The sequence below is a fragment of the Leucobacter sp. MMO-125 genome (genome assembly GCF_037148395.1).
In the GTDB taxonomy this organism is placed as follows: Bacteria; Actinomycetota; Actinomycetes; order Actinomycetales; family Microbacteriaceae; genus Leucobacter.
Genome location: NZ_JBBCTL010000004.1, coordinates 248,059 through 272,258, shown reverse-complemented (window position 1 = coordinate 272,258; position 24,200 = coordinate 248,059). Strand labels below are relative to the sequence as shown.

The 24,200-nt window shown below is 64.6% G+C and carries 21 protein-coding genes; 11 read left to right on the top strand and 10 right to left on the bottom strand.

The window, feature by feature from the left end; genetic code table 11:
- Positions 1–11: 11 nt before the first annotated feature.
- Positions 12–860, top strand: coding sequence for a 3-methyl-2-oxobutanoate hydroxymethyltransferase (gene panB, locus WFI54_RS11345; RefSeq protein ID WP_336652905.1), 849 nt, complete (start codon positions 12–14; stop codon positions 858–860).
- A gap of 318 nt (positions 861–1,178) precedes the next feature.
- Positions 1,179–2,021 carry a hypothetical protein gene (locus WFI54_RS11340; RefSeq protein ID WP_336652904.1) on the top strand — a complete coding sequence of 281 codons (843 nt, stop codon included), beginning with the start codon at positions 1,179–1,181 and terminating at the stop codon, positions 2,019–2,021.
- A gap of 293 nt (positions 2,022–2,314) precedes the next feature.
- Here WFI54_RS11340 and WFI54_RS11335 read toward each other — a convergent pair whose 3' ends face one another.
- On the bottom strand, positions 2,315–3,157 hold the full coding sequence (locus WFI54_RS11335) for an IS5 family transposase (protein ID WP_336652903.1): 843 nt from the start codon (positions 3,155–3,157) through the stop codon (positions 2,315–2,317).
- A gap of 313 nt (positions 3,158–3,470) precedes the next feature.
- Here WFI54_RS11335 and WFI54_RS11330 point away from each other — a divergent pair, with 313 nt between their 5' ends.
- From WFI54_RS11330 to WFI54_RS11315, 5 genes are all read left to right on the top strand, one after another.
- Positions 3,471–3,710 carry a hypothetical protein gene (locus WFI54_RS11330; protein ID WP_336652902.1) on the top strand — a complete coding sequence of 80 codons (240 nt, stop codon included), beginning with the start codon at positions 3,471–3,473 and terminating at the stop codon, positions 3,708–3,710.
- 125 nt (positions 3,711–3,835) lie between these two features.
- Positions 3,836–4,051, top strand: a complete 216-nt coding sequence (locus tag WFI54_RS12755; RefSeq protein WP_442918600.1) for a helix-turn-helix domain-containing protein — start codon at positions 3,836–3,838, stop codon at positions 4,049–4,051.
- 32 nt (positions 4,052–4,083) lie between these two features.
- Positions 4,084–4,680 carry a hypothetical protein gene (locus WFI54_RS11325; RefSeq protein ID WP_336652901.1) on the top strand — a complete coding sequence of 199 codons (597 nt, stop codon included), beginning with the start codon at positions 4,084–4,086 and terminating at the stop codon, positions 4,678–4,680.
- Complete coding sequence (locus tag WFI54_RS11320) at positions 4,677–5,132, top strand: hypothetical protein (protein ID WP_336652900.1); 456 nt, start codon at positions 4,677–4,679, stop codon at positions 5,130–5,132. The genes WFI54_RS11325 and WFI54_RS11320 overlap by 4 nt, the downstream gene beginning before the upstream one ends.
- On the top strand, positions 5,122–5,370 hold the full coding sequence (locus WFI54_RS11315) for a hypothetical protein (protein ID WP_336652899.1): 249 nt from the start codon (positions 5,122–5,124) through the stop codon (positions 5,368–5,370). Before WFI54_RS11320 ends, WFI54_RS11315 begins: the two co-directional genes overlap by 11 nt.
- Positions 5,371–5,388: 18 nt before the next feature.
- On the opposite strand, the gene WFI54_RS11310 is transcribed toward WFI54_RS11315, so the two are convergent.
- Together WFI54_RS11310 and WFI54_RS11305 are read right to left on the bottom strand one after the other, a co-directional pair.
- Positions 5,389–5,889 (bottom strand): hypothetical protein, encoded by a 501-nt coding sequence (locus tag WFI54_RS11310; RefSeq protein ID WP_336652898.1) that lies wholly within the window; start codon positions 5,887–5,889, stop codon positions 5,389–5,391.
- A gap of 8 nt (positions 5,890–5,897) precedes the next feature.
- Positions 5,898–6,890, bottom strand: a complete 993-nt coding sequence (locus WFI54_RS11305) for a hypothetical protein (RefSeq protein ID WP_336652897.1) — start codon at positions 6,888–6,890, stop codon at positions 5,898–5,900.
- A gap of 230 nt (positions 6,891–7,120) precedes the next feature.
- Between WFI54_RS11305 and WFI54_RS11300 the strand changes: the two genes are divergently transcribed.
- A complete protein-coding gene (locus tag WFI54_RS11300) occupies positions 7,121–13,051 on the top strand; it encodes a discoidin domain-containing protein (protein ID WP_336652896.1) in 5,931 nt (1,976 codons plus the stop codon).
- Positions 13,052–13,115: 64 nt separating this feature from the next.
- On the opposite strand, the gene WFI54_RS11295 is transcribed toward WFI54_RS11300, so the two are convergent.
- The 4 genes from WFI54_RS11295 to WFI54_RS11280 all read right to left on the bottom strand — a co-directional run bounded on the left by WFI54_RS11295 (position 13,116) and on the right by WFI54_RS11280 (position 17,792).
- Positions 13,116–14,525 carry an O-acetylhomoserine aminocarboxypropyltransferase/cysteine synthase family protein gene (locus WFI54_RS11295; RefSeq protein ID WP_336652895.1) on the bottom strand — a complete coding sequence of 470 codons (1,410 nt, stop codon included), beginning with the start codon at positions 14,523–14,525 and terminating at the stop codon, positions 13,116–13,118.
- A complete protein-coding gene (locus tag WFI54_RS11290) occupies positions 14,522–15,766 on the bottom strand; it encodes a MalY/PatB family protein (protein ID WP_336652894.1) in 1,245 nt (414 codons plus the stop codon). Before WFI54_RS11290 ends, WFI54_RS11295 begins: the two co-directional genes overlap by 4 nt.
- A gap of 128 nt (positions 15,767–15,894) precedes the next feature.
- Positions 15,895–17,166: a heparan-alpha-glucosaminide N-acetyltransferase domain-containing protein gene (locus tag WFI54_RS11285; protein WP_336652893.1), complete on the bottom strand. Its 1,272-nt coding sequence runs from the start codon at positions 17,164–17,166 to the stop codon at positions 15,895–15,897.
- Between the two features lie 146 nt (positions 17,167–17,312).
- Positions 17,313–17,792: an ATP-dependent zinc protease family protein gene (locus WFI54_RS11280; RefSeq protein ID WP_336652892.1), complete on the bottom strand. Its 480-nt coding sequence runs from the start codon at positions 17,790–17,792 to the stop codon at positions 17,313–17,315.
- A gap of 25 nt (positions 17,793–17,817) precedes the next feature.
- On the opposite strand from WFI54_RS11280, the gene WFI54_RS11275 reads away from it, so the two are divergent.
- Positions 17,818–19,011 carry a RimK family alpha-L-glutamate ligase gene (locus WFI54_RS11275; protein WP_336652891.1) on the top strand — a complete coding sequence of 398 codons (1,194 nt, stop codon included), beginning with the start codon at positions 17,818–17,820 and terminating at the stop codon, positions 19,009–19,011.
- Positions 19,012–19,140: 129 nt separating this feature from the next.
- On the opposite strand, the gene WFI54_RS11270 is transcribed toward WFI54_RS11275, so the two are convergent.
- Complete coding sequence (locus WFI54_RS11270) at positions 19,141–19,869, bottom strand: YceI family protein (protein WP_336652890.1); 729 nt, start codon at positions 19,867–19,869, stop codon at positions 19,141–19,143.
- A gap of 115 nt (positions 19,870–19,984) precedes the next feature.
- Positions 19,985–20,989, bottom strand: a complete 1,005-nt coding sequence (locus WFI54_RS11265; RefSeq protein ID WP_336652889.1) for a diacylglycerol/lipid kinase family protein — start codon at positions 20,987–20,989, stop codon at positions 19,985–19,987.
- A gap of 151 nt (positions 20,990–21,140) precedes the next feature.
- Here WFI54_RS11265 and WFI54_RS11260 point away from each other — a divergent pair, with 151 nt between their 5' ends.
- On the top strand, positions 21,141–22,808 hold the full coding sequence (locus WFI54_RS11260) for a deoxyguanosinetriphosphate triphosphohydrolase family protein (protein WP_336652888.1): 1,668 nt from the start codon (positions 21,141–21,143) through the stop codon (positions 22,806–22,808).
- Between the two features lie 27 nt (positions 22,809–22,835).
- Positions 22,836–23,471: a class II aldolase/adducin family protein gene (locus WFI54_RS11255; RefSeq protein WP_336652887.1), complete on the top strand. Its 636-nt coding sequence runs from the start codon at positions 22,836–22,838 to the stop codon at positions 23,469–23,471.
- Positions 23,472–23,492: 21 nt separating this feature from the next.
- On the opposite strand, the gene WFI54_RS11250 is transcribed toward WFI54_RS11255, so the two are convergent.
- Entirely contained in the window at positions 23,493–24,191 is a 699-nt protein-coding gene (locus WFI54_RS11250) for an NUDIX hydrolase (RefSeq protein WP_336652886.1), read from the bottom strand.
- Positions 24,192–24,200 lie beyond the last annotated feature (9 nt).

Sequence of the window (24,200 nt, the reverse complement as noted above, 5' to 3'; positions counted from 1 at the left end):
GGAGTGCTGAGATGCCCAAGGTGACGATCCCGAGTTTGATCGAGCGTAAGAGCACTGGCGACCCCATTGTGATGGTGACGGCCTACGACTACCCCGGTGCGCGCGCCGCGGAGCAGGCCAGCGTTGACATGGTGCTCGTGGGTGACTCGGGTGCCCAGGTGGTGCTGGGCTATCCGACGACCGCCGAGGTGACGATCGATGAGATGCTGACGCTCGCGAAGGCTGTGCGTCGTGGCACCAGCACCCCGTTTCTGGTGTGCGATGTGCCGTTCGGTTCGACGGAGCAGAGCGATGCGCAGGCGGTTGCAACTGCGGTGCGCTTCGTGAAGGAGGCCGGTGCCGACGCGGTGAAGCTTGAGGGCGGCGGGGCTGCGCAGCTGAGCCGTATCAGTGCGATTGTTGCTGCGGGCATCCCGGTGGTGGCGCATGTGGGGTTGACGCCACAGACGGCGACGGCGCTGGGCGGCTTGCGCGCTCAGGGTCGCACCGAGGCGAGCGCGGCGCGCGTGATCGAGGAGGCTGTGGGGGCCCAGCGGGCTGGCGCGTTCTGCGTGGTGGTTGAGGCGGTGCCGTCTGAGGTGACTGCGGTGCTGCGTGAGACGCTTGAGATTCCGATCATCGGTATCGGGGCTGGCCCGGCTGACGGGCAGGTGCTGGTGCTGCATGATCTGCTGGGCGTGACCGAGGGGCGCACGGCGAAGTTTGTGAAGACGTACGGCACGATCGGGCCCGATACGGTTGCCGCGATCGGTGCGTATGCCGATGAGGTGCGTTCGGGGGCGTTCCCCGCGGCCGAGCATCAGTATGCCGCAAGCTCGGAGGCCGTCGAGGCTGCTCGCGCCGCCGCCCGCGGCGTGTAGGCGCGCGCTGCGGGCGCTGCGCGGCCCGCGCGCCCGCGCGCCGCTCCCGTACACACCCCGCCCCACCCACACGCATCGAGGTCACGCGTGTGGCCTTTTGCGCGCCCGAATAACGGCCACACGGGTGACCTCGATGCGCGCAGCACTGACCATGCCCGCCTGATGCTTTAACGATTAGGGTGAAAAAGCTTAGAGGTCGCGTCAATAGCCCTTCGCGGCGCCTCGTAAATACCCGGGCATGAACTCCAAATCGATACGATCTAGCAGCCGGAATTCCCGGGGTTGCCAGTAACTGGATTCAACTCTTAATCTGCTCTCATGGACGTCGCGAGATACTTAGATGACAACCGTCTCTTTAGTGCACAGGAGTTTGGGCGGCTACCCGCTTCAGTTATCGCGAGGTATCGTCGAAGGCTTGCTTGCGACGGATGCGACGCACCTGCCTATTTCACGGCCAAGAGATCGAATGGAAACTCGTTTTTCTTTGGCGCCAGGCCTCACGTCACTGGGTGCGAGTTCGCCACGCAACAGACAGGTGACCGCGAGTCAGCTGACCTTTTCGCTGCAGCTCGGCGTGAAGCGCTCGACGGTATCCTGCGTATCGTCCCGGATCGTGTGACGCATGAATCAGCTGACCGGTTCGAGCATGATCCCGACGCAGAAAGCCACACGGGTAAGGCGCGGCGCTTCGCCAGGCTCGAAGGCGGTGAGCGCACTATTGGCTCGATTCAAATGAATCGCCTTCTGCGCCGCCTGCTCAGGGATGAAGCTTTCGCGGCGAGCGACGAACGATTGAAGCTTGAAGACGCCGAAACAACCGTCCGCGATTACTGCGTTGAACTGAACCAGATTAGAGACGCAAGCGTGAAACGGAAGCGACTCTACTGGGGAACGGTGATCTTCTGCGAGCCCACTACCGATGGAGGGGCCTGGCTGCATACTGCTAAAGGTCTTCCAAGTGTCCGGCTCAGTCGTGAGGTAATCGATCTAACCCTTACGCGGACGCGGAGCAAATCGGTTGACGAGTTGTCAGGTTCATCATTTCTCGTGTGGGCGTGGCTTTCACCACCATTGGGCAATCCAGATGCACGACCATTCCTCATGGCAAGAGATCCAAATTACTTCACTTTGAGGCTCGCCAGCCAAGATCAGGATCACTAGAAGGAGGCTTCGGGCAAGCGCACTGGCGAAAAACGCGCCTGCGAATCATCCACGGCTGAGCGGTGTCGGTGCTAGTGCCGCAGAAAGATCGCGAACAATCCACTACTCACCAAGGCGACAATTAACTGGGCAATTAGGCTTCGCGCAACTCGTCCCACAGAGGGCAACGTGAAGTGAAGCAGCGCGACGATGCGATTCTTGGGCTTCGCGTGGCGCGACCGGACGGCATGCTTCCCCGGTCGCTTGGAGCGACTGAAGCGCACTCGTCTTGACTTCACGCTACTCATTCGAGTCTATTTGCCACTCACTGGTCGCCTCGGGCGGCGGGCCCATCGGTGGGTCTTCCACGCTTCGCCGATGATTCTGCGAATTACGATGATCGCGTTAGCCAAGCACACCCATGCATCGGCTGAGGCAAGGTGCCGCTCGGTCATCCGTAGGAGCTTGCCGAAACTGTTGTGCCAGGCGTGGGTGCGCTCAACGACCCAGCGTCGACCTGCCTGAAGTGGGAGGCCTTTCTTGCTGATCTGATGATCACAGCCCAATTCGTCCAGTAGATCGCGCGTCACTCGTGAGTCATAGCCAGCATCAAGGTGAACCGTGATCTTTTCCGGCAGGTCGAAGCCAAAACGCCTCAGGCATTCGAGAGTTGGGCGCAGAAGAGGACTGTCATGGCGGTTCGCCGGGGCCAGAATGACGCCCAGCGGAATGCCGTTGCCATCCACCATGAGCGAGCGCTTCATCCCCGGTTTGCCCCGGTCCACGGGGTTGGGTCCAGAGAACTCCTTCCCACCCCAAGGGGCTTTGACCAGGCAACCATCTACGCTGATGTTCTCCAGGTCCAGGCCGACCACCTTCTCATAGGCGTCAAGGGCCGCCTGCTCCACGCGCTTGAAGATGCCGGCCTCGATCCATTCATCTCTTCTCCTGCGAAGCGTGCTCGCGGAGACGAGGTGGTCGGCGGCGCTCGCGTAAGAAATACCGAAAGCGAGCACCTCTAGGAGCTTCCTGAACACGATGTAGTTGGAGATTCGAGGACGATGCCCGCCGTAGCGATGATTACTGACATGCTCGGGAATGTGAGCAGAGAATTCCGCCCATAGCGCCCGTTCAATATCTACTCGCACAGCAGGCATGGCAAAGCTCCAGTCATTCCGACTGGAGTCTGACCGTCGAACGCGTTGCCGGTCTAAAACGAAGCGAGCGTCAGTTCATCGCTTCCGGAATACCCGCTTTGGGCAGAGCCGAGATTCCGTTGCCCTGGCTCCATTTCAGGGTCGGGATCGCACTGTTCTGCGCTGGCAAGCGATCAATCAGCGTGAAGCTATGACTATTTCTCGATCGTACCAAACTTCCTAATCGTCCAGTTAATCCAGCCACGCTGTTTCGGAGCTAGACGCGAAGCTACGCTATAGAAGTAGATAAATTCGATATGAACAGGGGTTTTATATGGGAGACAAGGCCATATCGGTAGCTGAAGCAATTCGCCTCCTCTCGCCGCATGTTTCGCGATCCTCGCTCTACAAGTGGATCGAACGCGAAGAAGTCATTTCAGAGAGGGCGCCCACCGGTGGAGCAATCATGATTCGTGAATCTGAAATTGTGCGCTTGCTTGCCTGGTACGAGGGAGTAGGCGATACCGAAGTTCGCGTGATGATGAAAACGAAGGCCGAGGGGGCCAGTTCATAGCTTGCATCGGCCTTCCGTGCGTGCCAAACTTGAATTGAATCCCGGTATATAGGGTCGAGTAAACATGGTTTTCGGGCGACGCTCGATGTGTGGTCTGGACGAAAAACTCTGCGCTTGAACTCGGGATGAGAATCAAGCAACTTCGGAAGGATCAGAACACCACCCAAGAAGCCCTGGCCTATCGAGCCGGGATCACCAAGAACCAGGTCCAGCTCCTGGAGGCGGGTCGGGGATCGGCGCGGGAGGACGGCCCGCCGTCCAATCCCCGAGCGACCACACTCTTCGGGCTGGCAGATGCTCTCGGTGTCACCCCGGCCGACCTGCTCAGGGACTTGGAATAGTGCGCTGGGACTTCCAACAAACCGGAGGTCCCGTGTCCGAGCAACAACCCGTCTACTCGCCGCCCGCCTACACCCCGCCGCCCCGGCCCCATAGCGCGTTCGCCGGGCTGCCCGGCACGGTCCTCACCGCCGGAATCCTCTGGGGTGTCGCTGGCCTGCTCGCGCTGATCGGCCCCATCGCCTCGGTAGTCAAGGCCAATAACGAGTCCCGGCTCGCCGCGCAGGCCTACATGCAGGCCGACCCGATCACCGGCCAGCTCTACGGCAATATGGACCGGGTCGTGGGACAGATGCAGGCACCCTGGTTCGGGGCGGTGATCTTCGCGGGCCTGATCGGGCTTATCGGCTACGTGCTCGTGACGATCTTCGTGCTCCGCGGCAGCAACGTCGCCCGACTGATCGCCACGATCCTGTCGGGGATGTCGATCTTCCTGCTCCTGGCCATGCTGATCCTGGGCGTCTTGCCCCTGCTGCAGATTCTGCTTACCGCCGCAGGCGCGGTGCTGATCTGGCTACCTGCGCCCAACGCCTTCTTCGCGGCAAAGCGGGCGGCGAAACCCCGCCCGGTCTACTACCAACAGCCGGTGCCCGCGCAGTATCCCGCTCCGCCCGCGAGCCAGGGGCAGTGACTGTGCATCCTTCCCAAGCTCCCGACTTCACCGAGTCCATCCTCGCGAAACTTGCCCGTCCCACCTGGCCGGTCCTTGATGCCCTGGGTATGGGGCGCTCGGAGCTGGAGGACGTGGTGTTCTATCGCAATGCCATGTGGGCCGAGGCCAGCCTCATCATCAACCGGGCGCTGGGCGGAGCGGAGCGGGAATTCCTGGCTCTCGGTGACCGGGAGGCCTTCCCCTTGGTTATGGACGTGATCTTCACGGGCAAAACCCACGCAGAAGCAGCGAGCGGAGTGTGCCTGCCGGAGGACCTGGCCCAGCGTCACCGCGAATACGCCGACGCGCAGGTCCTCTCCACGTTCCTTCTCAACTATCCGGCGCTGCATTACCGGATCAGTGGCCTGGCGCAGGCCAGCCGAGCTGCTTCTGAGCGCAATCGGGCGCGAAAGAGCGGCCGTGGAGCCTGAGCAGAGCGAACAAAGTAGGCGGTTCGACGCCGAAGCCGTCGCACGCTACATCAACGAAGAGCATGCCGAGACGATGCGCGACCTGGCCGACCTGGCCACGGCCGATTGCCAGGAGCGGGCTTACAAAAAGGCGACCGCTGACTATAACGCTCTTGCCGCTCAGATCACTCCGGAGGAGAGGCGGCGCGCGCTACGCGAGTTGAAAGGACTTCGGGACTCAGAAGGGTGTATTGACTAGGAACGCTCGACGGTCGCTTCAATGTGTCATTGATGGCTCCGACGGGGTTGTGTCGGCGTAGGGACTTGGCTTGGTCTTGGGACGCTGCGGCTCATTCCAGGCAAAGGCACTGTTGATGAGGAGAGCGGTGGCGATGAGAGTCAGGAGCATGAGCGGGACGGTATAACCGAGAACCGCTCGCGTCCATGCCTGATCAACCCAGAGCACAGATACCGCACAAAGTAGGGATGCGGCTACAAGGACAGAGAATCCCCCAAACAGGATGACTCGAATGACGGAACCGTATTTGCCCACGACTTTTGCCGTGTATCGACCGCTCAGCGCGAGAACGGCAGTTCCACTGAGCGAAAGGCCGCTTACGATACCGCCAATTGTGGCGACATTCGTAAGCCCAGCTTCCAATCTCGCATCAGAAACTTCAGAAATTGCCCACGTCAGCAGGAAACCGAATGCTCCGACCAGAACCACCGCGACAACGAGGATGATCACGAGCTGTACTTTGGATGCGCGATCAACCATCTTCACTCCTAGTCAGTGTTGTGTCGAAGCTTGAGCAGGTCGGCTCTGTCGATTCCGAATGCTTTGACGATAGCGCCAACCGCCGACATTGAAGTGAACGCTCTCGTCGCGCCAGTTTCGAGCGGCACCTGGGTCTTTCTAGTCAGTCTGTGGTGAAGCAAATCAACCTCTGAGGCGGGGATGTCTTGAGACGGCGGGAGAGCGACCTGGGCCTTGGTTACGTTCCCCTCAAGCGATCCAAACGTCTGCGTGAACCAATCCAAGAGAACAAGCTCGTCCTCATGTGCATCTGTCTTCCCGCGAACGAGCGAGGCCTTAACCTCAATTCGGATCGCGGTCGGTTGCTTCTTCCCCGGTCCACCAAATATTGCGCGAGCCCCCGTTGCTTCGTGGACGCCTTCGCCAACCTCACCAGCGTAAGCGAACGACTTGAGCCCTTTCGCTTTCCGAAGGAGATTCGCCCTCGACTGATCAATGACAGGACGCGCCTCCCACGCAAAGTCTGGATCATCCTTGTACTGGTCTTTAGTAGCTCGCGTCAGCCAGTTCGCGTACTTTCCAGCCCGGGAAGACGACGTAGATTCAGCAAGCACGCCGATCATGTTCCCAAACGGGAGATGCCAAATGAAGAGATTATCGACAGGGTTCCAGCCGCGACCAGCCAAACCCATCGGCTTCTGAGCGCCCGAGTTTTCCTCTTCCTGGTTTGGCACATAGTCCTTGTCTGCCGCAAGAACCACTCCGCGAATGAGATCGGAATTCTGGACTTTTCGGGCGTCAGGTATGCCCGAAAGGTCCAAGTGCTCGCGCCATTCTTCCAGCACTTCAAGCGGAACAATTGTTCCTGCATGTTCTCGACCCTCAATGTCGAAAGTGTGACGAGTGCCCTGGAGCTTTCCCAGAACAATCTCCCAATCCACTTCATCAACTAGCGAGCCGTCCCGGGCATCGACCAATCTCCAGTACTGGACCGTTCGCTTGAGATTCTTGGCCTTCGTCATTGGTGCCCTTCTAAACGAGAGGTATAGGTCTTCTCCGATGATATTGGAACATCCACCTACGGCCTGATCACGCAGAGCGAGTCGCGATCGGGGCCTAATCGTTTCGGAACCAGCTCAACTCTCTCTAGGGGCTATTGACGCGCTCTCTTAGTTGTGAAGTTTCGGTGTGCTCCCTTCGGGTAATCTGTCTCTGGCGTATTGCTTCGGACTGAGGGGGTCGGGTGCGCGTGATGGAGAGTGGCGTGGCTGCGGCGGGGGAGTCCTGGGGCGATGACGCCCGGGATGAGACCGCTGCTCGGCGTCGCCGCGGGCCGTTCGCGCTCGCGGTGCTGCTGGTGCTGCTGTTGATCGGTGGCGGGGCGTTCGTGGCGGTCTCCTTGGGCGATGCCCGCCTGACGCTGGCGGTGGATGCCCCTGCTGGGGTGCTGAAGGCTTCGCAGTTGCCTGTCACGTTGCGCGCGTATGACGCTGAGCCGGGTGAAGGGCGCCTGTTGTATACGGTGCCTGGTGAGGCGTCGGTGGTGGGCGAGACCTTGGAGTTTTCGTGGGTGCCGCCGGTGCCGTGGCGTGAGCGTGATGTGCACGTTGAGGCGTGTGTGGATACGAGCGGTGGTCGTGCGGGGTGGGCGTGGTGTGCGCGCAGCGACAGCGATCGGGTGAGTGAGCGAGTGGTGGCGGCGCGCCCGTTTGCGGTAACGACGTGCGCGTATGTGGTGCCTGCGTTTGCGAGTGGCTGGTGGGGTCGTCTGATCGGCAGTGATCGTTTGGGTGAGGCGCAGCGGGTAGGGTGCGCGCCTGATGCTGAGGCCGCAAGCTATCTTGATGTGCGGCAAGATGTTGCCCTGCTGGGCGCGTCGGGCGATGTGGATCGTCTGGTCGCGGCGCTGCTGCGTGATGGGGATGTGACGGCTGATCTTGGCGGTGCTGCGGGGGTTGCGGGCCGTGATGGTGCTGTTGGGGGTGGCGGATCGGCCGACCGCGATGGCGTTGCGGGCATTGGCGGCGCTACGGGTGCGAGCGGTGCCAACGGTCGTGACGGTGTGAACGGCGCAGATGGGTCGAACGGTCGTGATGGCGTGAACGGCGCCAACGGCTCGAAAGGGCGTGATGGTGCAGCCGGTGCCAACGGGCCGAACGGTCGCGATGGTGCGCCGGGGTCGAATGGTCGTGACGGCCTGAACGGCCGCGATGGCGTGAATGGCACGAATGGTCGCGATGGCGTGGCTGGTCGTGATGGCGTGAATGGCACCAACGGCCGTGATGGTGTGAATGGCGCGAATGGTCGTGACGGTGTGAACGGTCGTGATGGTGCAGCGGGGGCTTCGGCCTACGACATCTGGCTCGACAACGGGCACACGGGCAGTGAGCGTGATTTTCTTGACTGGCTGCATGGCTTGCCCGGGGTTGACGGCAAGAACGGCCTCTCAGCGTATGAGATCTGGCTTGACGCGGGCAATACCGGCAGCATCGACGACTTTCTGCGCTCGCTGATCGGTCCCGCGGGGAAAGACGGCGCTGCCGGCACGAACGGCCTCAACGGCAAAGACGGCGTTGATGGCAAGGATGGTGCCGCTGGTAAGGATGGCGCTGCGGGTAGGGACGGCGTCAATGGCCGAGATGGCGTTGACGGTAGAGATGGTGTTGCCGGTCAAGACGGTGCTGCTGGCAAGGACGGCATCGACGGCAAAGACGGCGTTGATGGCAAGGACGGTGCCGCGGGTAAGGACGGGGCTGCTGGTGCTGCGGGAAAGTCGGCCTACGAGGTGTGGCTTGACGCGGGCAACTCGGGCACCCCGCAAGACTTTCTGAACTCGCTGCGCGGTGCGAAGGGCGACCCCGGCGCGAAAGGTGACCAGGGCGATCAGGGCACCCCGGGTGTGAAGGGTGACCGAGGCGACCAGGGCCTCAAAGGTGACAAGGGAGACAAGGGCGACCCCGGTGCGGGTGTCGCTGTGGAGGTCGACGCCCCGCTGCAGCTGACAGGCAACCGCCTCTCGCTGGCCCCCTGCCAGCCCGGTGAAGTTCTCAAAGCTCAGGCTGGTGGGGTCTGGGCCTGCGCCGCCGACCTGAACACCACCTACTCGGCGGGCACCGGCCTCGCCCTCGATGCCTCCAACGCGTTCCACCTCAACATCAACACGGCGGGCTGCGCCGCCGCCGACGCGAAAGTGGTGTGGAACGGCACCGGCTTTGCATGCGGCACCGACCAGACCGGCGGCAGCGGAGCAATCCCCAACCTCATCTGGAACGCGGGTGACCGCACCCTGCAGATCGGCGCGAGCGGCAACAAGGTCACCATCGCCGACAACGACACCACGTATCGCGCGGGCGCAGGCCTCAAACTCGACACCGCAAACGGCAACGCTCTCGGCGTCGACATCCCTAAAGCGTGCGCCGCCGGTGAGGTGCTCACCTGGACCGGTACGACCTTCGCCTGCGTGCCGGATCAGACCCAGCCAGCCTCGTCGTGCCCGGTGCCGGGCGACGTGCGCTACTTTCCCCAGAACGGAGTGCGCGCCGGGGACGGGCGCGGCTACGAGTACACGGATGCGTACGGTCAGGTGTGGGTCAGTGCGAACGGTGCACCAGTGAATCGTGGTGGCTATGCCGCACTGAGCGACTCTCAATTCCAGAGATTCGATGAGGTGACCGGAGGTGCTGTCGCCTTAGGTGACCCTGTTGGGCGTGCGCTCGTTACGCCCTCAATAACAAACGGGGCATTGCCCAATGGCTACAGCGCGCAGGCATCAAGCACAGAGGGTGGGAACTCTGATCCAGTTTCTCCGGTGTATCCCTTTGGGCGGCCACTCCTAGGGAGCTGGTATTCCCAGCTAGCTTCTGCATCCTCCTCAGGATGGCTTGAGGTTCAACTGCCTGAGGCTCGACGGATTAGCTCGATCAAGATCTCGAGTCCATATGTCTCAATTCAGAACTACCTTCCATACTCTCTGCGTGTCGATGGGCAGAGCGGTACGAACGGACTGGTGCAGCTTGGAACCTGGAACAGCATCTATGCGCAGTGGCCTCCCACTAGTCTCGCGGTTTCAAGCTGGAATGGGACACTGTTTCCTATCGCTGACACTGGCAGCTACAACAAGTTTCGGCTCTCGGTGAACTCGACAGGTAGGCGCGTCGGGCTCGGCACCGTATACCTGTTCGACGCTGACAATGCTCGTGCCAATCTAGTCGTGTTGCCTGCTCGAGCCACCGATCCTGGTGATGGGCACGGCACGGGCAACGCGTTCATCAAGGTGTCGGGGAACTGCCCTGACCAGCCGACGACGGTGCGTACCGGTTCGGCTGACGGCCAGATGCTGTTCTGGAACCAGACCTCGGGCAAGACGGAGTGGACCGACACCTCGATGGTGAAGTTCGACCCCACCACGGGCCTCTTTGCCAACAAGCTGCAGGTGGGCGATGAGCTCACCTTCGGCGCGGCCTCGAAACTGCGCGACGCCAACGGTGTCACCGGCGCCGAGGGCCAGGTGCTCACGATTGTGAACGGCAAGCTCGTGTGGGCCAACCCGCCCGCGGGTGTCACCAAAGCCGTCGAAGCCGGTGCCGGGCTCAAAATCGAGCAGGATTCCGCAAGCTCCCGCACCATCGGCCTCGACGTGCCCACCTGCACCGCCTCCCAAAAACTGCAGTGGGATGCTGGCCAGAAGAAGTTCACCTGCGTTGAAGACCTGACATTGCCCCCGTCAACCTGCCCGGTGCCGGGCGACGTGCGCTACTTCCCACAGGAGGGGGTGCGCGCTGCAGACGGGCGCGGTTACGAATACACGGATGCGTCCGGGCAGGTGTGGGTGCGCGCGAACGGTGCGCCAGTCACCCGAGCCGCGTACCCCTTGCTCCCGGATTCTGCCTTCACTGTGATGAGCGGCACGCAGATATCGGGTGGAAGCGCGTCGCCCGGGCGAGGGATCGTGTTCCCAGCGATGACAAGCCTGACAACTCCTTCGCCATTCAGGGTGCTCAATCAGAACCCGTACAGCGCGACTAGCGTGGTCCAATTCGATCATCGTCAAGATCATGATGGCGGGACCATGTGGGCTTCGGCGTATCAGCAGCAGACAAATAGCTGGTTCCAGCTGGAAGTTCCTGAGCCTCGATCCATCAGTGGGTTTGTGATGCAGAGCCGCCAACCCTCGCCGGGCTACAAGGCGTATCCGTCTCGATGGGACTTCCAAGGCAGCGTTGACGGCACTACTTGGGTGCCGATTCATGTCCAGAACACGACTGATGCCTGGTCAGAGGCGGCGTTCGGTGTGTGGAAGGCCGTAGATTTTGCGCCTACAGCGGCCTTCAAGTTCTTCCGGTTCTCCCCGAAAGAGGTACGGCAAGGCGATGCGCTGAACAAGTACAGCGTTGTGTCGAGCTTTTTCATTCTTGATGCTGACGCCTCGCGTAAGAACGTTGTGGTGATGCCTGCTCGAGCCACCGACCCCGGGGATGGTAGGGGTGCCGGCAACCCGTTCATGAAGGTGTCAGAGGGTTGCCCGGGGCAGCCGACGCTGGTTGAGGCGGGCACCGCCCCGGGGCAGATGCTGTTCTGGGATGGCACGAAGACGGTGTGGACCGATCCAAAGCTGGTGAAGTTCGATGCCGGGGCGGGCAAACTGTTCGCGCAGCAGTTGCACGCCGAGATGATTCTTGACGTTGGCGGCGCAGTAGGAAAGAACGGGCAGGTGCTCGGTGTGGTGGGCGGCAAGCTCACCTGGGTGGATCCGGCCACCCCGGCCGATGCGGTGTACAAAGCCGGCACCGGGCTCGCCCTCGATGCCACCACGAACACCTTCGCGATCGACATGACCGACTGCCCCGCCACCTCGCAGCCGGGCGGGGCGAAGAACAAGCTCGTGTTCAACGCGGTGAACAACCCCGACGGGCGCGTGCCGGGCTTCGCCTGCGCCAACGACGAAACCGCGGCCGGCACTGCGCAAACCCTCTCCTGGAACACCGGCACCCGCGAACTCTCCCTCTCCGGCGGAGGCGGCACGGTGACCATCGGCGACGCCGACACCACCTACCGGGCGGGCGCCGGCCTCAAACTCGATGCCGCAAACGGCAACACCTTCAGCCTCGACGTGCCCACCTGCGGGGCCTACGAGAAGCTGCAGTGGTCGGGCGCCGCGTTCGCCTGCGTCGACGACCAGACGGCACCCGCCTCCTCTTGCCCCGCGATCGGCGACACCGGCTACTTCAACCAGACCGGCCTCAGCTACACCGACCAGCACGGCCAGGTCTGGTTGCGCGCCAACGGGCAACCCGTCACCCGCGCCGACTACCCCATGCTCCCGAACGACAAATTCGAGACGATGACCGGCATCACGCTGAACACTGCCCCAGCCCCAGGTGCGGGGCAGGCCGTTGTGACTCCAGCGCTGAGCTCGAATGCGCTTCCAACGGGGTACACCGCGAGCACGTCTTCGATGAGCTCCGGGCTGGATTCTTGGCGGGCCTTCGATCGAAATTTCAAGACAGACTGGAGCACAGCCGTCAACGTGAAGACTGGATGGGTGCAGATCGGTCTCCCGCAAAAGCGGCAGGTGGCGGCATACAACTATTCGCTCCGCTTTGAGACGTCTGACCCGGGAGCCTACGCTCCGCGCAGCTTCACCTTCCAAGGCTCCGATACCGGGGCGGCAGGGTCATGGACCACCCTCGACACCCGAAGCGGGGTGACCTGGGCCGCGCAACTCAGTGACACCAAACAGTTTGTGCTCTCGCAACCAGCAAACTACAGGTACTACAGAATCGACGTGACTCAGAATGACGGCAAGGTCTATGTGGGTGCGAGCGAGATCAAGCTTCTCAGCCCCGACAGCTCACTGCAAAACGTCGTCGTGCTGCCCGCCACCTCCGAGGGTAACGCCTACATCAAGCTGTCGGGTTCCTGCCCTAACCAGCCCACGACGGTAAAGATGGGCCAGAGCGACGGGCAGCTGCTCGTGTGGGATGGCACCCAGACCGTGTGGAGCGATCCGAGCGTGCTGAAGTTCAACCGCATCACCGGGGCCTTCGACCGCATCCGCGCGCGCGAGCTCGAAGTGATCGACCGCTTCATCGACGCCGACGGCAAAACCGGCCAGCCCGGTGAAGTGCTCACCGTCGGCCCCGACGGCAAACCGCGCTGGAAAGCCACCACCCCGGCGCCATAGGCCGGGCCGTGCTGAGGCCCAGATCCGCCCCTGACACACGCAGCGGGCGGATCGGCCCGCAACGCTACCGCGCAGCAACTCTGTCGAGCGCGCCCCGCAGATCGCGGATGAGATCGTCGGCAGACTCGAGGCCCACGGAGAGCCGCAGCAGGCCCGGCGTGATGCCGAGCCGATCGTTGATCTCGGGTGAAAAGGTGCCGTGCGTCGAGGTGAGCGGGTGCAGAATCATCGAACGGGTGTCGCCGATGCCCGTCATGCGTGAGAACACGCGCACCCCGTTGACGAAGGCGCGCGCCCCGTCGATGCCGCCCCGCACCGTCACCCCGAACACCGATCCCGTGCGACCGTGGCCCGCCGCATCGGCGCCATAATCGCGCACTGCGAGCCCGTGCAGCGGGTTCGACGGCAACCCTGCATAGTCCACCGAAAGCACCTCGGGCTGCTGCTTCAACCAGGCCGCGATGCGCAGCGACGAATCAACATGGCGTTCCATGCGCAGCGACAGCGTCTCCATGCCCTGATGCAACAAAAACCCGTGCAGCGGCGACATCGTCGGGCCGATATCGTTCACCACCGACTCGCGCACCGCCCGCGCATATGCACCACGGCCAAAACGATCAAGCATTGACGCAACCCCCGGCCGCGACGACTGCGTGATGAGCGGGTAGCCGCGCCCCGCCCGCTCTGCGGCCTCCCAATCGAAATTGCCGCCATCGACCACGGCACCGCCCACCGCGGCGCCGTGCCCCGTGAGAAACTTCGTGGTCGAGTGCACCACAATGTTGGCGCCGTGCTCGAAGGGGCGAATCAGCGCGGGCGTGCCCACCGTGTTATCGACTACCACCGGCAGGTTATAGCGCGCGGCGACCTCGGCGATGCGGCGCAGATCAGTGATGTCGTTGCGAGGGTTGGGAATCGTCTCGGTATAGATCGCTTTCGTATTGGGGCGGATCGCGCGCTCCCACTCGGCATCGTCGGCCGCATCCCACACGTAGTCGAAGTCGATGCCGAAGCGTTTGAAACTGCGGCCGAACAGAATACGAGTGCCGCCGTAGATCGAACCCGTCGAAACGATGTGGTCGCCCTGCTGCGCGAGCGCGAACAGCGCCGCCGAGATAGCCGCCTGCCCGCTCGCGACCGCCACCGACACCGTGCCGCCCTCAAGCGACGCAAGCCGCTCCTCAGCCACCCAGTTCGTGGGATTGCCCTGGCGAGAGTAGATCGGTGCATGCTCACTCACCGAGAAGCCGTTCGCGGCGTCATGCCCCGCGTGATCCTCAGCCCGCCAGTGAATGCTGCCATTGAAGCGGTTGACCTGATCGTCGAAATCATCGAAAAGGTAGCCCGCCGAAAGCGCGATCGGGGGAACGCGGAGACCGCTGTTCTTATCGGGATACTCGCCGGCGTGCACCTGGCGGGTGTCGAAACCGAAGCCCTGCCAGTCGTAGATCGGCTGCGCGGTCTGCTGGGTCATCGGGACTCCTTCGATGGGTGAGGCAGAATCGTCGCGATGCGTGCAACAGCATCCCGGATCGTGTTCGGGGCGCAGGCCAGATTGAGGCGCACATGGCCGGCCCCGCCGGTGCCGAAGTGGCGGCCATCGTTGAGGGCGACCCGCGCCTCGCTGAGAATGCGCGCGTATGGGTCGTCACCGAGGCCAGCCCCACGGAAATCGAGCCAGGCAAGATAGCCGGCGCGGGGCCGCGTGAGCCGCACCCCCGGCAGCTGCTCGGCCACCAGCTCGCTGAGCAGCTGTTCGTTGTGCTCGATCAGCGCAATCGCTCGGTCAAGCCAGGCGGTAGCCTCCGAGAACGCAGCAACCCCGGCGTGCAAGCCCAGAATGCTGGCACGGGTGACCGTCTCAGGCGGGAGACAGCGCAGCACCTCGTTCGCGCGCGCATCGGCCGCGACGATCACCGCGCACTTCGCGCCCGCCAGGTTCCAGCCCTTGCTGGCCGAAGTGGTAGTCACCGAAAGCGCGCCCGCAGCCGCCGCGAGCGGGGCGAACGGGGTGAAGGCCTCACCCTCGAACACGAGCGGCGCATGGATCTCGTCGGAGACGACGAACACATCGTGCGCGGCGGCAAGCCGTGCCAGCTCGGCAAGATCTTCGGCACGGTGCGCGAGACCGTGGGGGTTGTGCGGGTTGCAGAGCAGAAAAGCGTCAACGCCCGGGCCCTCGGCAAAGACGCGCTCGATCGCGGCGAGGTCGAGCCGCGGCTCACGCGCCGTGTCGAGCGCAATCTCGATGACCTCGAAGGGCACCTCCTCCAGCATCTCGAAAAAGCCGGGGTAGACGGGCGTGGGCACCGCGATGCGGCCCCCCGCAGGCCGAAACACGCGCAACGACTCCACCACACCCGTAGCGACATCGGTGGCGAGATGCACGTGATCGTGCGGCACCTCCCACCCCCAACGTTTGCGTGCGAAACTCGCGAACGCGGGTGCCAGCGGGCCGGGAGAGTCGAGATAGCCGATATCAGAGGCCTCAATGCGGGCCGCAAGCGCGGCGCGAATCTCAGGCGCCACGGCGAAATCCATCTCAGCCACGAAGAGCGGCAGCACCTCCTCAGGGAAACGCGTCCACTTGATGCTCGAGCGCTGCGCACGCAGCAGCGCGGGATCGAGCTCAGCGAACGGCACCCCGCTGGGGTCGGCCTGCGCGGCAAGCACCCCGGCGGGGGCAACGCTGGAACGACAGTCGGCTTCGGTCATGCCCCCATGCTGCCGCCCCGCAACGCGACGGCGCGAGCCGACGAGTAAAGCAGCGTCACACTCGGGCCACGATCACGCGCAGCGATCCGCCACCCGAAAAGCCCGCGACCGCCCGCGCAGCCCCCAAATCAGCGAATGACCAGCCCCACAATACGGGACAGCAGCGCCTCAAGCGGGCCACGGCGCTTCGACGCTGCGAGAAACGCGCCCAGCAGCAGCGCCCCGCCCAGCTGCAACGCAAACGCCGCAGGCCCCTGCGCCCACCACGGCATCCCCTGCATCATCACCTCGGGATCCCGATACGGGCCCATCAGCAGACCCGACACGATGATGTGCAAGGTGTAAACGGTGAGCGGTGCCGCACCCGTCGCGCGCAGCACCCCCAGCACACGGCCCGGAGCACGCCCCGCCACACCCTCACGATCGCACAACCACACCAGCACCCCGATCACCGCGAAGGAAATGCCGATCGTGCGCAGCAGATCGAACACCGTGCCCGAGTGCGGAATCGCAAGCAGCTGCACCCCAGGCAGATCGAATGGCGGTGCACCGAAATTCCACGCCATCAGCTGCTCAGCCAGCGTCTCGTCGAATGGTGCGCCCGAGCCCACCCCGATCACCGAGAGATTCGCGAGCGCCCAATTCGACACCAGCTGGGCGAACACCGTCAGCGCAACACCCGCAGCCCCCAACACCGCCGCGGCGCGACCTAGCGCGCCCCGGCCCGTCGCCGAGACCAGGGCTCGACCCACCAAAACACCGACCAGCAAATACACGCACCAGGTGATCGCCGGATACTCGCCCGTCAACAACAACGCCCGCAATGCCCCCACCGGATCGGTGAACAACAGCTCGAACGACACCGACTTGCCCTCGACCACCACCTCCAACGAGCGGCGCACCACCGCGTTGAACCAGGCACCACCAAGACCCAACACCGTCGCAACCGAGGCAAGCACCCAACCCGGCGCTGCGATGAACGGAGCCACCAAGATCATGGCAACGCCGTAATAGGCGAGCACCACCACGATCCCGTTCTCGATGAGGCCCAGCAGCAGGCCGATCACGATCAGCACCACGCCGCGCACCATGATTGCGCCGATGGCCGAGCCTGTGCGGCCCTCGCGCAGCAACCTGCGAGTGGCGAACACCATGCTCAGCCCACCCAACAACGCAAACAGCGCAGCCGCGGTGCCGTTCGTGACCACCTCAGCGCCGTCGGCCAGCCCCCGGTCGAACTCCGAAGCGGTCGGGATGAACCGGTTCACGGTGAGCAGGTGCGCCGCCATCATGCCCACAATGGCGATGAAACGAGCCAGATCGATGCCGATATAGCGCACCCGCGGGCGGGCAGCAGGGCGCGTGGCGGCGGCCGAGACCGCAGGAGGGGCAGAACTCATGCTCCCCAGTATGGTGCAGGCCCACGCGGCAACAGCTGCGTCAGCTGCGTCAGGTGCCTCGGGTGCCTCGGCTGCGGATCGCGCCCGCCGCCGGGCCGGGCGTCGCAGGCGCGATCCGCCCCCGAATGCCGAGCCCTGTGTTGCGGCTACACACTGCCGCGATTGCGGCGGCGGATCTCGCGCGACGGGCGACCACCCAAAAACGACGCCGCCGAATCAACCACAAAGCCCTGCCGCAACGCCTCACGGCCGATCAGCATGCGGAACACCATCTCCTCGCGATCCGTCAGCGTCACCTCAGCCTCGATCTTGCGGCCCGCCAAACCGATCTCCACAAGCACCACAGGGCGCAACTGAGCATGCCCAGAAGAGCTGCGCACCGTGCGGCGATCATGCACCGGCAGCTCAACCGCCACAGCATCCTCTTCGGTCAGCTGCCACGGCTGCACCAAGAACCGCACCCACGACGCGCCGTCGCGTTCAAACTCCTCGATCTCCGTCGCATGCAACGCAGAGGTCTGAGCGCCCGTATCAACCTTCGCCTTGATCCACGGCACACCGATATCGGGCAGCGACACCCATTCACGCCAGCCCGTGAGAGTGCTTGAATAGTCGGGTACGGTCACGCATCTATCTTGGCAGGAAATCACGGTGAAACTCGCGATTCTTTCGCGCGCCCCGCAGGCGTACTCGACGCAGCGACTGCAAACAGCAGCCGAAGAGCGCGGACATAAAGTCAGAGTGCTCAACACACTGCGCTTCTCGATCGACCTCGCAGGCGAAGAACCCGACCTGCTCTACCGAGGCAAACAGCTCAGCGACTACGACGCCATCCTGCCCCGCATCGGCAGTTCCATCACCTACTTCGGCACCGCCGTCGTGCGCCAATTCGAGCAGATGGACGTCTACACCCCCAACACCGCAGGCGGCATCTCCAACGCGCGTGACAAACTGCGGGCCATCCAAATTCTCTCCCGCCACAACATCGACATGCCTGCCACCGCTTTCGTGCGCAACCGAGCCGACGTGCGCCCCGCCATCGAGAGCGTGGGCGGCGCACCCGTGGTCATCAAACTGCTCGAAGGCACACAGGGCATCGGCGTGATCCTTGCGCCGCAGGTAAAAGTGGCCGAAGCCATCATTGAAACCCTGCACTCCACCCGCCAGAACGTGCTCATCCAACGCTTCGTAGCCGAAAGCCGCGGCCGCGACGTGCGCGCGCTCGTCGTGGGCGACCGCGTTGTCGCCGCCATGCGCCGCCGCGCCAGCGGCGACGAGTTCAGGTCGAACGTGCACCGCGGCGGCACCGTCGAACCCGTGCAACTCGACCCCGCTTACGAGCAGACCGCAGTGCGCGCCGCCCAGATCATGGGTCTGCGCGTCGCAGGCGTCGACATGCTCGAAGGCGAAGAAGGCCCGCTCGTGATGGAGGTCAACTCGTCACCCGGCCTGCAAGGCATCGAACAGGCCACCGGCCTCGACGTGGCGGGGGCCATCATCGACTACATCGCCGGACAGGTCGACTTCCCCGAAATCGATGTGCGGCAGCGGCTTTCCGTGTCGACGGGCTACGGCGTTGCCGAGCTCACCATGCACGGCTCAGAGCACGTGGGCAAAACCCTTGGCGAACTCGGGCTGTGGGACCGCGACATCACCGTGCTCACCCTGCACCGCGGTGTGCAGGTCATCCCTAACCCCCGCAAGCACGTCGTGCTCGAAGCCGAAGACCGGCTGTTGTGCTTCGGCAAGCTTGAAGAGATGCGGTCGATGATCCCGGAGCGCCGGCGTCGCCGTGCCCGCGTGCGCAAACTCCCCAAATCGGCGCAAGACCTCGCCGACGGGTAGGTGCGTGTCCCGCGCCTGTCGTTGAGTCGCCCTATTCGTATCGAGTCGGCCTGGATTTTGCGTGAATCGTGGGCCGACTCGATACGAACGGGCCGACTCGATGAGCGCGGGCGCGGGCCCGGGGCGCCGTCAGCCCTGCTCTGCGGTGAGCTGGAACTCGACGAAGCCCTGGGGCTCCACCCGCACGAACCCCAAACTCGGCGCCTCCACACCGAAATCTGCGAATGTGATCGGAATCGTGCCCGCGATCTCGGCGACCGTGCCACTGCCGTCGGCATTCGCCGAACCGCGCAACTGCACCTCTGCGGTGACGCTGCGCGTCACCCCGGTGATCGTGAGATCCCCCATCGCCCGCGTCTGCACCACAGCCCCAGCCGCTGGAGCCGCGTCGAGCGTGACCGGCTGCGTGAGGGTGAAGGTTGCAGTGGGGTGCTCCGCGGTGCGCAACGCCTGGTCGCGGAAATAGGCGTCGCGCTGCGCGCTGTCAGTGCTGATCGACGCCACATCAACCGTGATCTCGGCACGCTCCAAAGTGAGGCCATCAGCGCCGATCGTGAACGAGCCCGTCACCTCACCAGTGCGCCCCGTCACCGTCACATCGGTGCCGTTCAACACCTCATCAACGCGATACCCGGCCTTCGAACCCTGCGCCACCCGCCACTCGCCCACCAGTGCGGCTGGGTCGAGCGCGTCGCCCACCGGATCGAGCATGTCGCCATCGCTGCTGAGGCTCGGCGCCTCAGCCGCAGGCGGGGCGATGAAGTCACGGTACACGATGGGACCGGCCACCGAAGCGGCCACAGCCAGAGCCAGCACCCCCGCACCGGCACCAATGAGCACCTTCTGAGATCTCTGCACGGGGGCTCCTCTGCGCTGCGGGTTGACGGTTGAGATAACCCCACCCTCGCAGCCGCGCCGATGAGGAAGCTCGGAGTCGCTGGGGAACAGGCTGAGAGTGGCGGATCGCGAACGCTCAGCGCACCCGCAGTGCTGCGGGCAGGATCCGCACCTCGAACGACGAAACCTCACCGACATCGTCACCATCGACCTCGAACGCGAGTGCCTGAGGCAGCTCCACCCGAACATTACGGGCCCGCAGATGCGCTGTCGACGCAGAACTCGCCGCAGAGCCCCCGCGGATGAGGCGCACTAGCCCGTTATCCCACACCATGTTCTTCATCGTGTCGAGCCAGGCCGCCGCATTATCGGCGCGCAGCACCAGCAGATCGAGCTCGCCATCATCGGGAGCCGCATCGGGAAGCAGCGTGAAGCCGCCCTGAATGCTGCCGCAATTCGCCACCAGCACCGTGTGCGCGCTCTCGACCACCGGGGGCGCATCGTCAAGCTGCAACGACAGCTCAACCACCTCAGCGCCCGTGGCCGCCCGCCCCAGCGACTCCACGTAGGCGAGCCAACCCGTCTTCGCCTTCAACTCGTCATCGGTCTCCACGATCATCTGCGCGTCGATGCCGAACCCCACCATCACCACGAAACCGTGACGCTCAGGCTCGACATCCGCACCGGACACTCCAGCAGCCTTGGCGGAGTCTGTGCCAGCCGCGGCCCGCGTCACACGCACCTCACCCAGATCGAGCGGTGCCCCGGTGCCCGTGAACGCCCGCACAAACGCGGCCCGCGGGTTGCCGAGCGGAATCCCCAGGTTGCGAGCGAGCAGGTTGCCGGTGCCCAACGGCACCACACCCAGATCGGCAGCCGGCGATCCCGAACCCCCGAGCTGCTCAGCAACCGCCCGAACCGTGCCATCCCCACCCGCGGCGATCACCAGCGAGCAGCCCGCATCGAGCGCCGCAGCCGCAGCACCCTGCCCCGGATCCTCCTCGGTGGTCTCGAACCACACGCACTCCGGGCGATCCTGCGGCGACTCGAACACCTCAGCAAGCGCGCGCTCGCAGGCTTCACGCAGCCTTTCGCCCTCAACCTTCGACGGATTCCAGACGATGCCGACCTGCTCGCTCATGGGCTCTCTCCTCGACTATCGGGGCGCGTCACAAGATCCCGCCGGCGCGGGAACACGGCTCCGCTTCGAAGGCTACAGCGCCGCGAGCAACGATTTCCAGTGCGCCCGCCCAGGTCAGCCGCAGGGCGCTCGCTGATGCTTGAATGGGGGCATGACTGAGGACAGCACTCGGGAAGCGCGACAGCACGTCGAACACGTCTCGTCGCAGCACCGATCGGCGGGCATCGGAGACGGCGCTGGCGACGGCGCCGGCGATAGCGGCGTCTACGTCGTGCAAGAAGGCGACGCGGTCGCCCCCACCGACGCCGCACGCCCCGAACTCGCAGGCGCACAGGAGTACCGCATCGACCTTGAGCGGATCCGCTTCTCTTCCTACTTCGCGCGGCTCTCCGACGTCACCCAAGTCGTGCCGCGATCAGGCGTGGGCCCCGTAATGCACAACCGCCTCACGCACTCGCTGAAGGTGAGCGCCGTCGCGCGCGTCATCGCCGCGCAGCTCGCAGGGCACGAGGCCCGGCACCGCGCACACCTCCGCGGCGAACGCGACGACGATCCCACTGGTGCGATCATCGCCCGCCTCGGCGGTTGCGACACCGTCGTCGCCCAAGCCGCAGCCCACGCCCACGACCTCGGGCACCCGCCATTCGGGCACCTCGGCGAACGCGTGCTCGACCGCGTCGCCCGCGAACGCCTCGGCCTTGCCGAAGGCTTTGAAGGCAACGCCCAGAGCTTCCGCATCCTCACGCAGCTCGACACCCTCGGCCGCGACTTCCCCGGCCTCAACCTCACCGCCGCCACCCGCGCCGCCACCCTCAAGTACCCCTGGACACGCGCCTCCTGGATCGGCGTCACCGAAGCCCAGCGACCCGTCGCAGAGCGCCCCCGCGGCGTCGGCGCAGACGCCGCGCACGGCGCCGAGAAGTTCTCCGCCTACGCGCTCGACGCACGCGAAATGGAAACCGCGCTCGCCGCATTCCCGCACATCTCAGCAGGCATGCAAACCGTCGAATGCGCCGTCATGGACCTCGCCGACGATATCGCCTACGCCGTGCACGACCTCGACGACTTCACGCGGGCCGGGGTGCTGCAGCAGGCCGCCGTTGCGGGCGAGTTCCGCGCCTGGCTCGCCGACCTCAGCCGCTTCGCGCACATGGCCCCCGAAGAGCTCGCCGGCTCAGGCGCACTGCGCGTGCCAGGCCACGCCCTCGAACAACTCTGGCGGCGCCTCGCCCTCAAAGACGCGTGGATCGCGGATCGCGAAGCCTTCACCGCCGCCGTGCGCCGCGTCAGCGCCGAAGTGGGCGACGCACTCCTCGAAGTGCCCTACGACGGCGGCATCGACAGCGAACGCGCCGTCTCCGACTTCACCCGCCGCTGGATCGAACACCTGCGCACCTCCATCGTCGTTGAAGAACGACCACACGTGCGCAGCGGCTACGTGCGCCTCGACCAGCAGGCCTGGCACGAAGTGATGGTGCTCAAATTCGTGCACGCCCACTTCGTGCTCGAACGCCCCGAACTGGGGCAGCCTCAGCGCGGGCAGGCTCGCGTCATCGCAGACCTCGCCCTCGGTTTCGACGCCTGGCTTGCCGACCCTATCGACGCCCCGCGGGCACCCCGTCGCCTGCTGGAATGGGTTGACGACGCCGTTGCGGCCTCCTTCGAACTGCGGCGGGAACGTCCCGATCTGCTCTCAGGCGACACCAGCGATGCGGGCCTGCGTCGCCAGGGCCGCACGCGGGCGATCCTTGACTACGTGGCGTCGCTCACCGACCAGCAGGCCCTCACCACGCATCGGGAGCTGACCGGCGCGGTCTGAGCGCGGGGAGCGAGTACGGTGGAGAGCATGACTACAACGCGAGACCGTGACCGGCTGGTGCAGGAGCTGATCGAAGTGGGCCGCGACGCCGCAGCTCGGGGCCTCGTGCTCGCAAGCGCAGGCAACCTGTCGGTGCGCATCGCCGATGACCGTTTTCTCGTCTCAGGCAGCGGCGTCTGGTTCGACAAGCTCACCGCAGCCGACTTCGTCGAACTCAGCCTCGACGACGACGAAACCGGCGCGCCTTCGGCGAGCGGTGTGAAGCCGTCGAGCGAGTGGAAACTGCACCACCGCGCCTACCGGGCACGGCCCGACGTGGAGTGCGTGCTGCACCTGCACCCGCGCACCGCGGTTGTGCTCGCCAGCCTGGGCCACGACATTCGCCGCCTCACCCTCGACCACGCCTACTACCTCGGCCCCATCGGCGTCACCCCGTTCTTCCACAACGGCACCGACGAGCTCGCCGACACCGCCGCCGAGCAGCTGCGGCAGCACGACTGCGTGGTGATGCAGCACCACGGCTGCTCCGTCGTGGCTGACACTGTCGAGATGGCGTACCGGCGCGCCCTCAACCTCGAAGACGCCGCCCAGGCCACCGCGCTCGCGCTGCAGCTGGGCGACACCGCAACGGTGTTCCCAGAAGACGGCGCAAGCCACGCCTGAACCCCGCGCACCTGATCCACCTCAGGGGGAGACAGGCAGTAGCCGGCCAGCATCCCAAGGCGCCGCCCAACCCAGCTCCTCGAAAAGCGCCGCGAGCAATATCCCCGTGAACCCCCACACGATGTGGCCGCCCAGCCTGTCGTGCAGCCGAAATGCCGGCCCCCGATAGGTCGATCCGCCCCGCCGCAGCACCGACGTGCCGCGCGCCGCGGGATCCACAAGCTCCGCAACAGGCGCTCGAAACACGTCAACCGACTCCGTGCGATCCGCCGCCACATCACTCGGCAAACGCCACCAACCCACCACCGGCGTCACCAGATTGTTGCTCACCGGAATATGCACGCGCTGCAGCGAACCCAGCACCTCAACACCCTCAGGCACCAGGCCCGTCTCCTCGGCAGCCTCCCGCAATGCGGTGCGCGCCGGATCATCGCCGTCCTCAGGCTCGGCACCGCCACCAGGAAACGCGATCTCACCCGCGTGATGCCGCATGCCCGTCGCCCGCCTGATGAGCAGCACATCAAGCTCGGGCGGCAGACCACTGGCCGCGGCACCCGCAGGCGAAGCCTCCGTGCGGTCCAGCGCGCCAAACAGAATCAGCACCGCGGAGTGACGCAGCGGGCGATCAGAGCGGGCGCCCTGCGGGTCGAACGGAAACGAGAAACCGCGGCGCATCAGCTCGCGCAACTCGCGCTCAGCATCAGCGACAGTGCGGTGCACGGCGTGGCC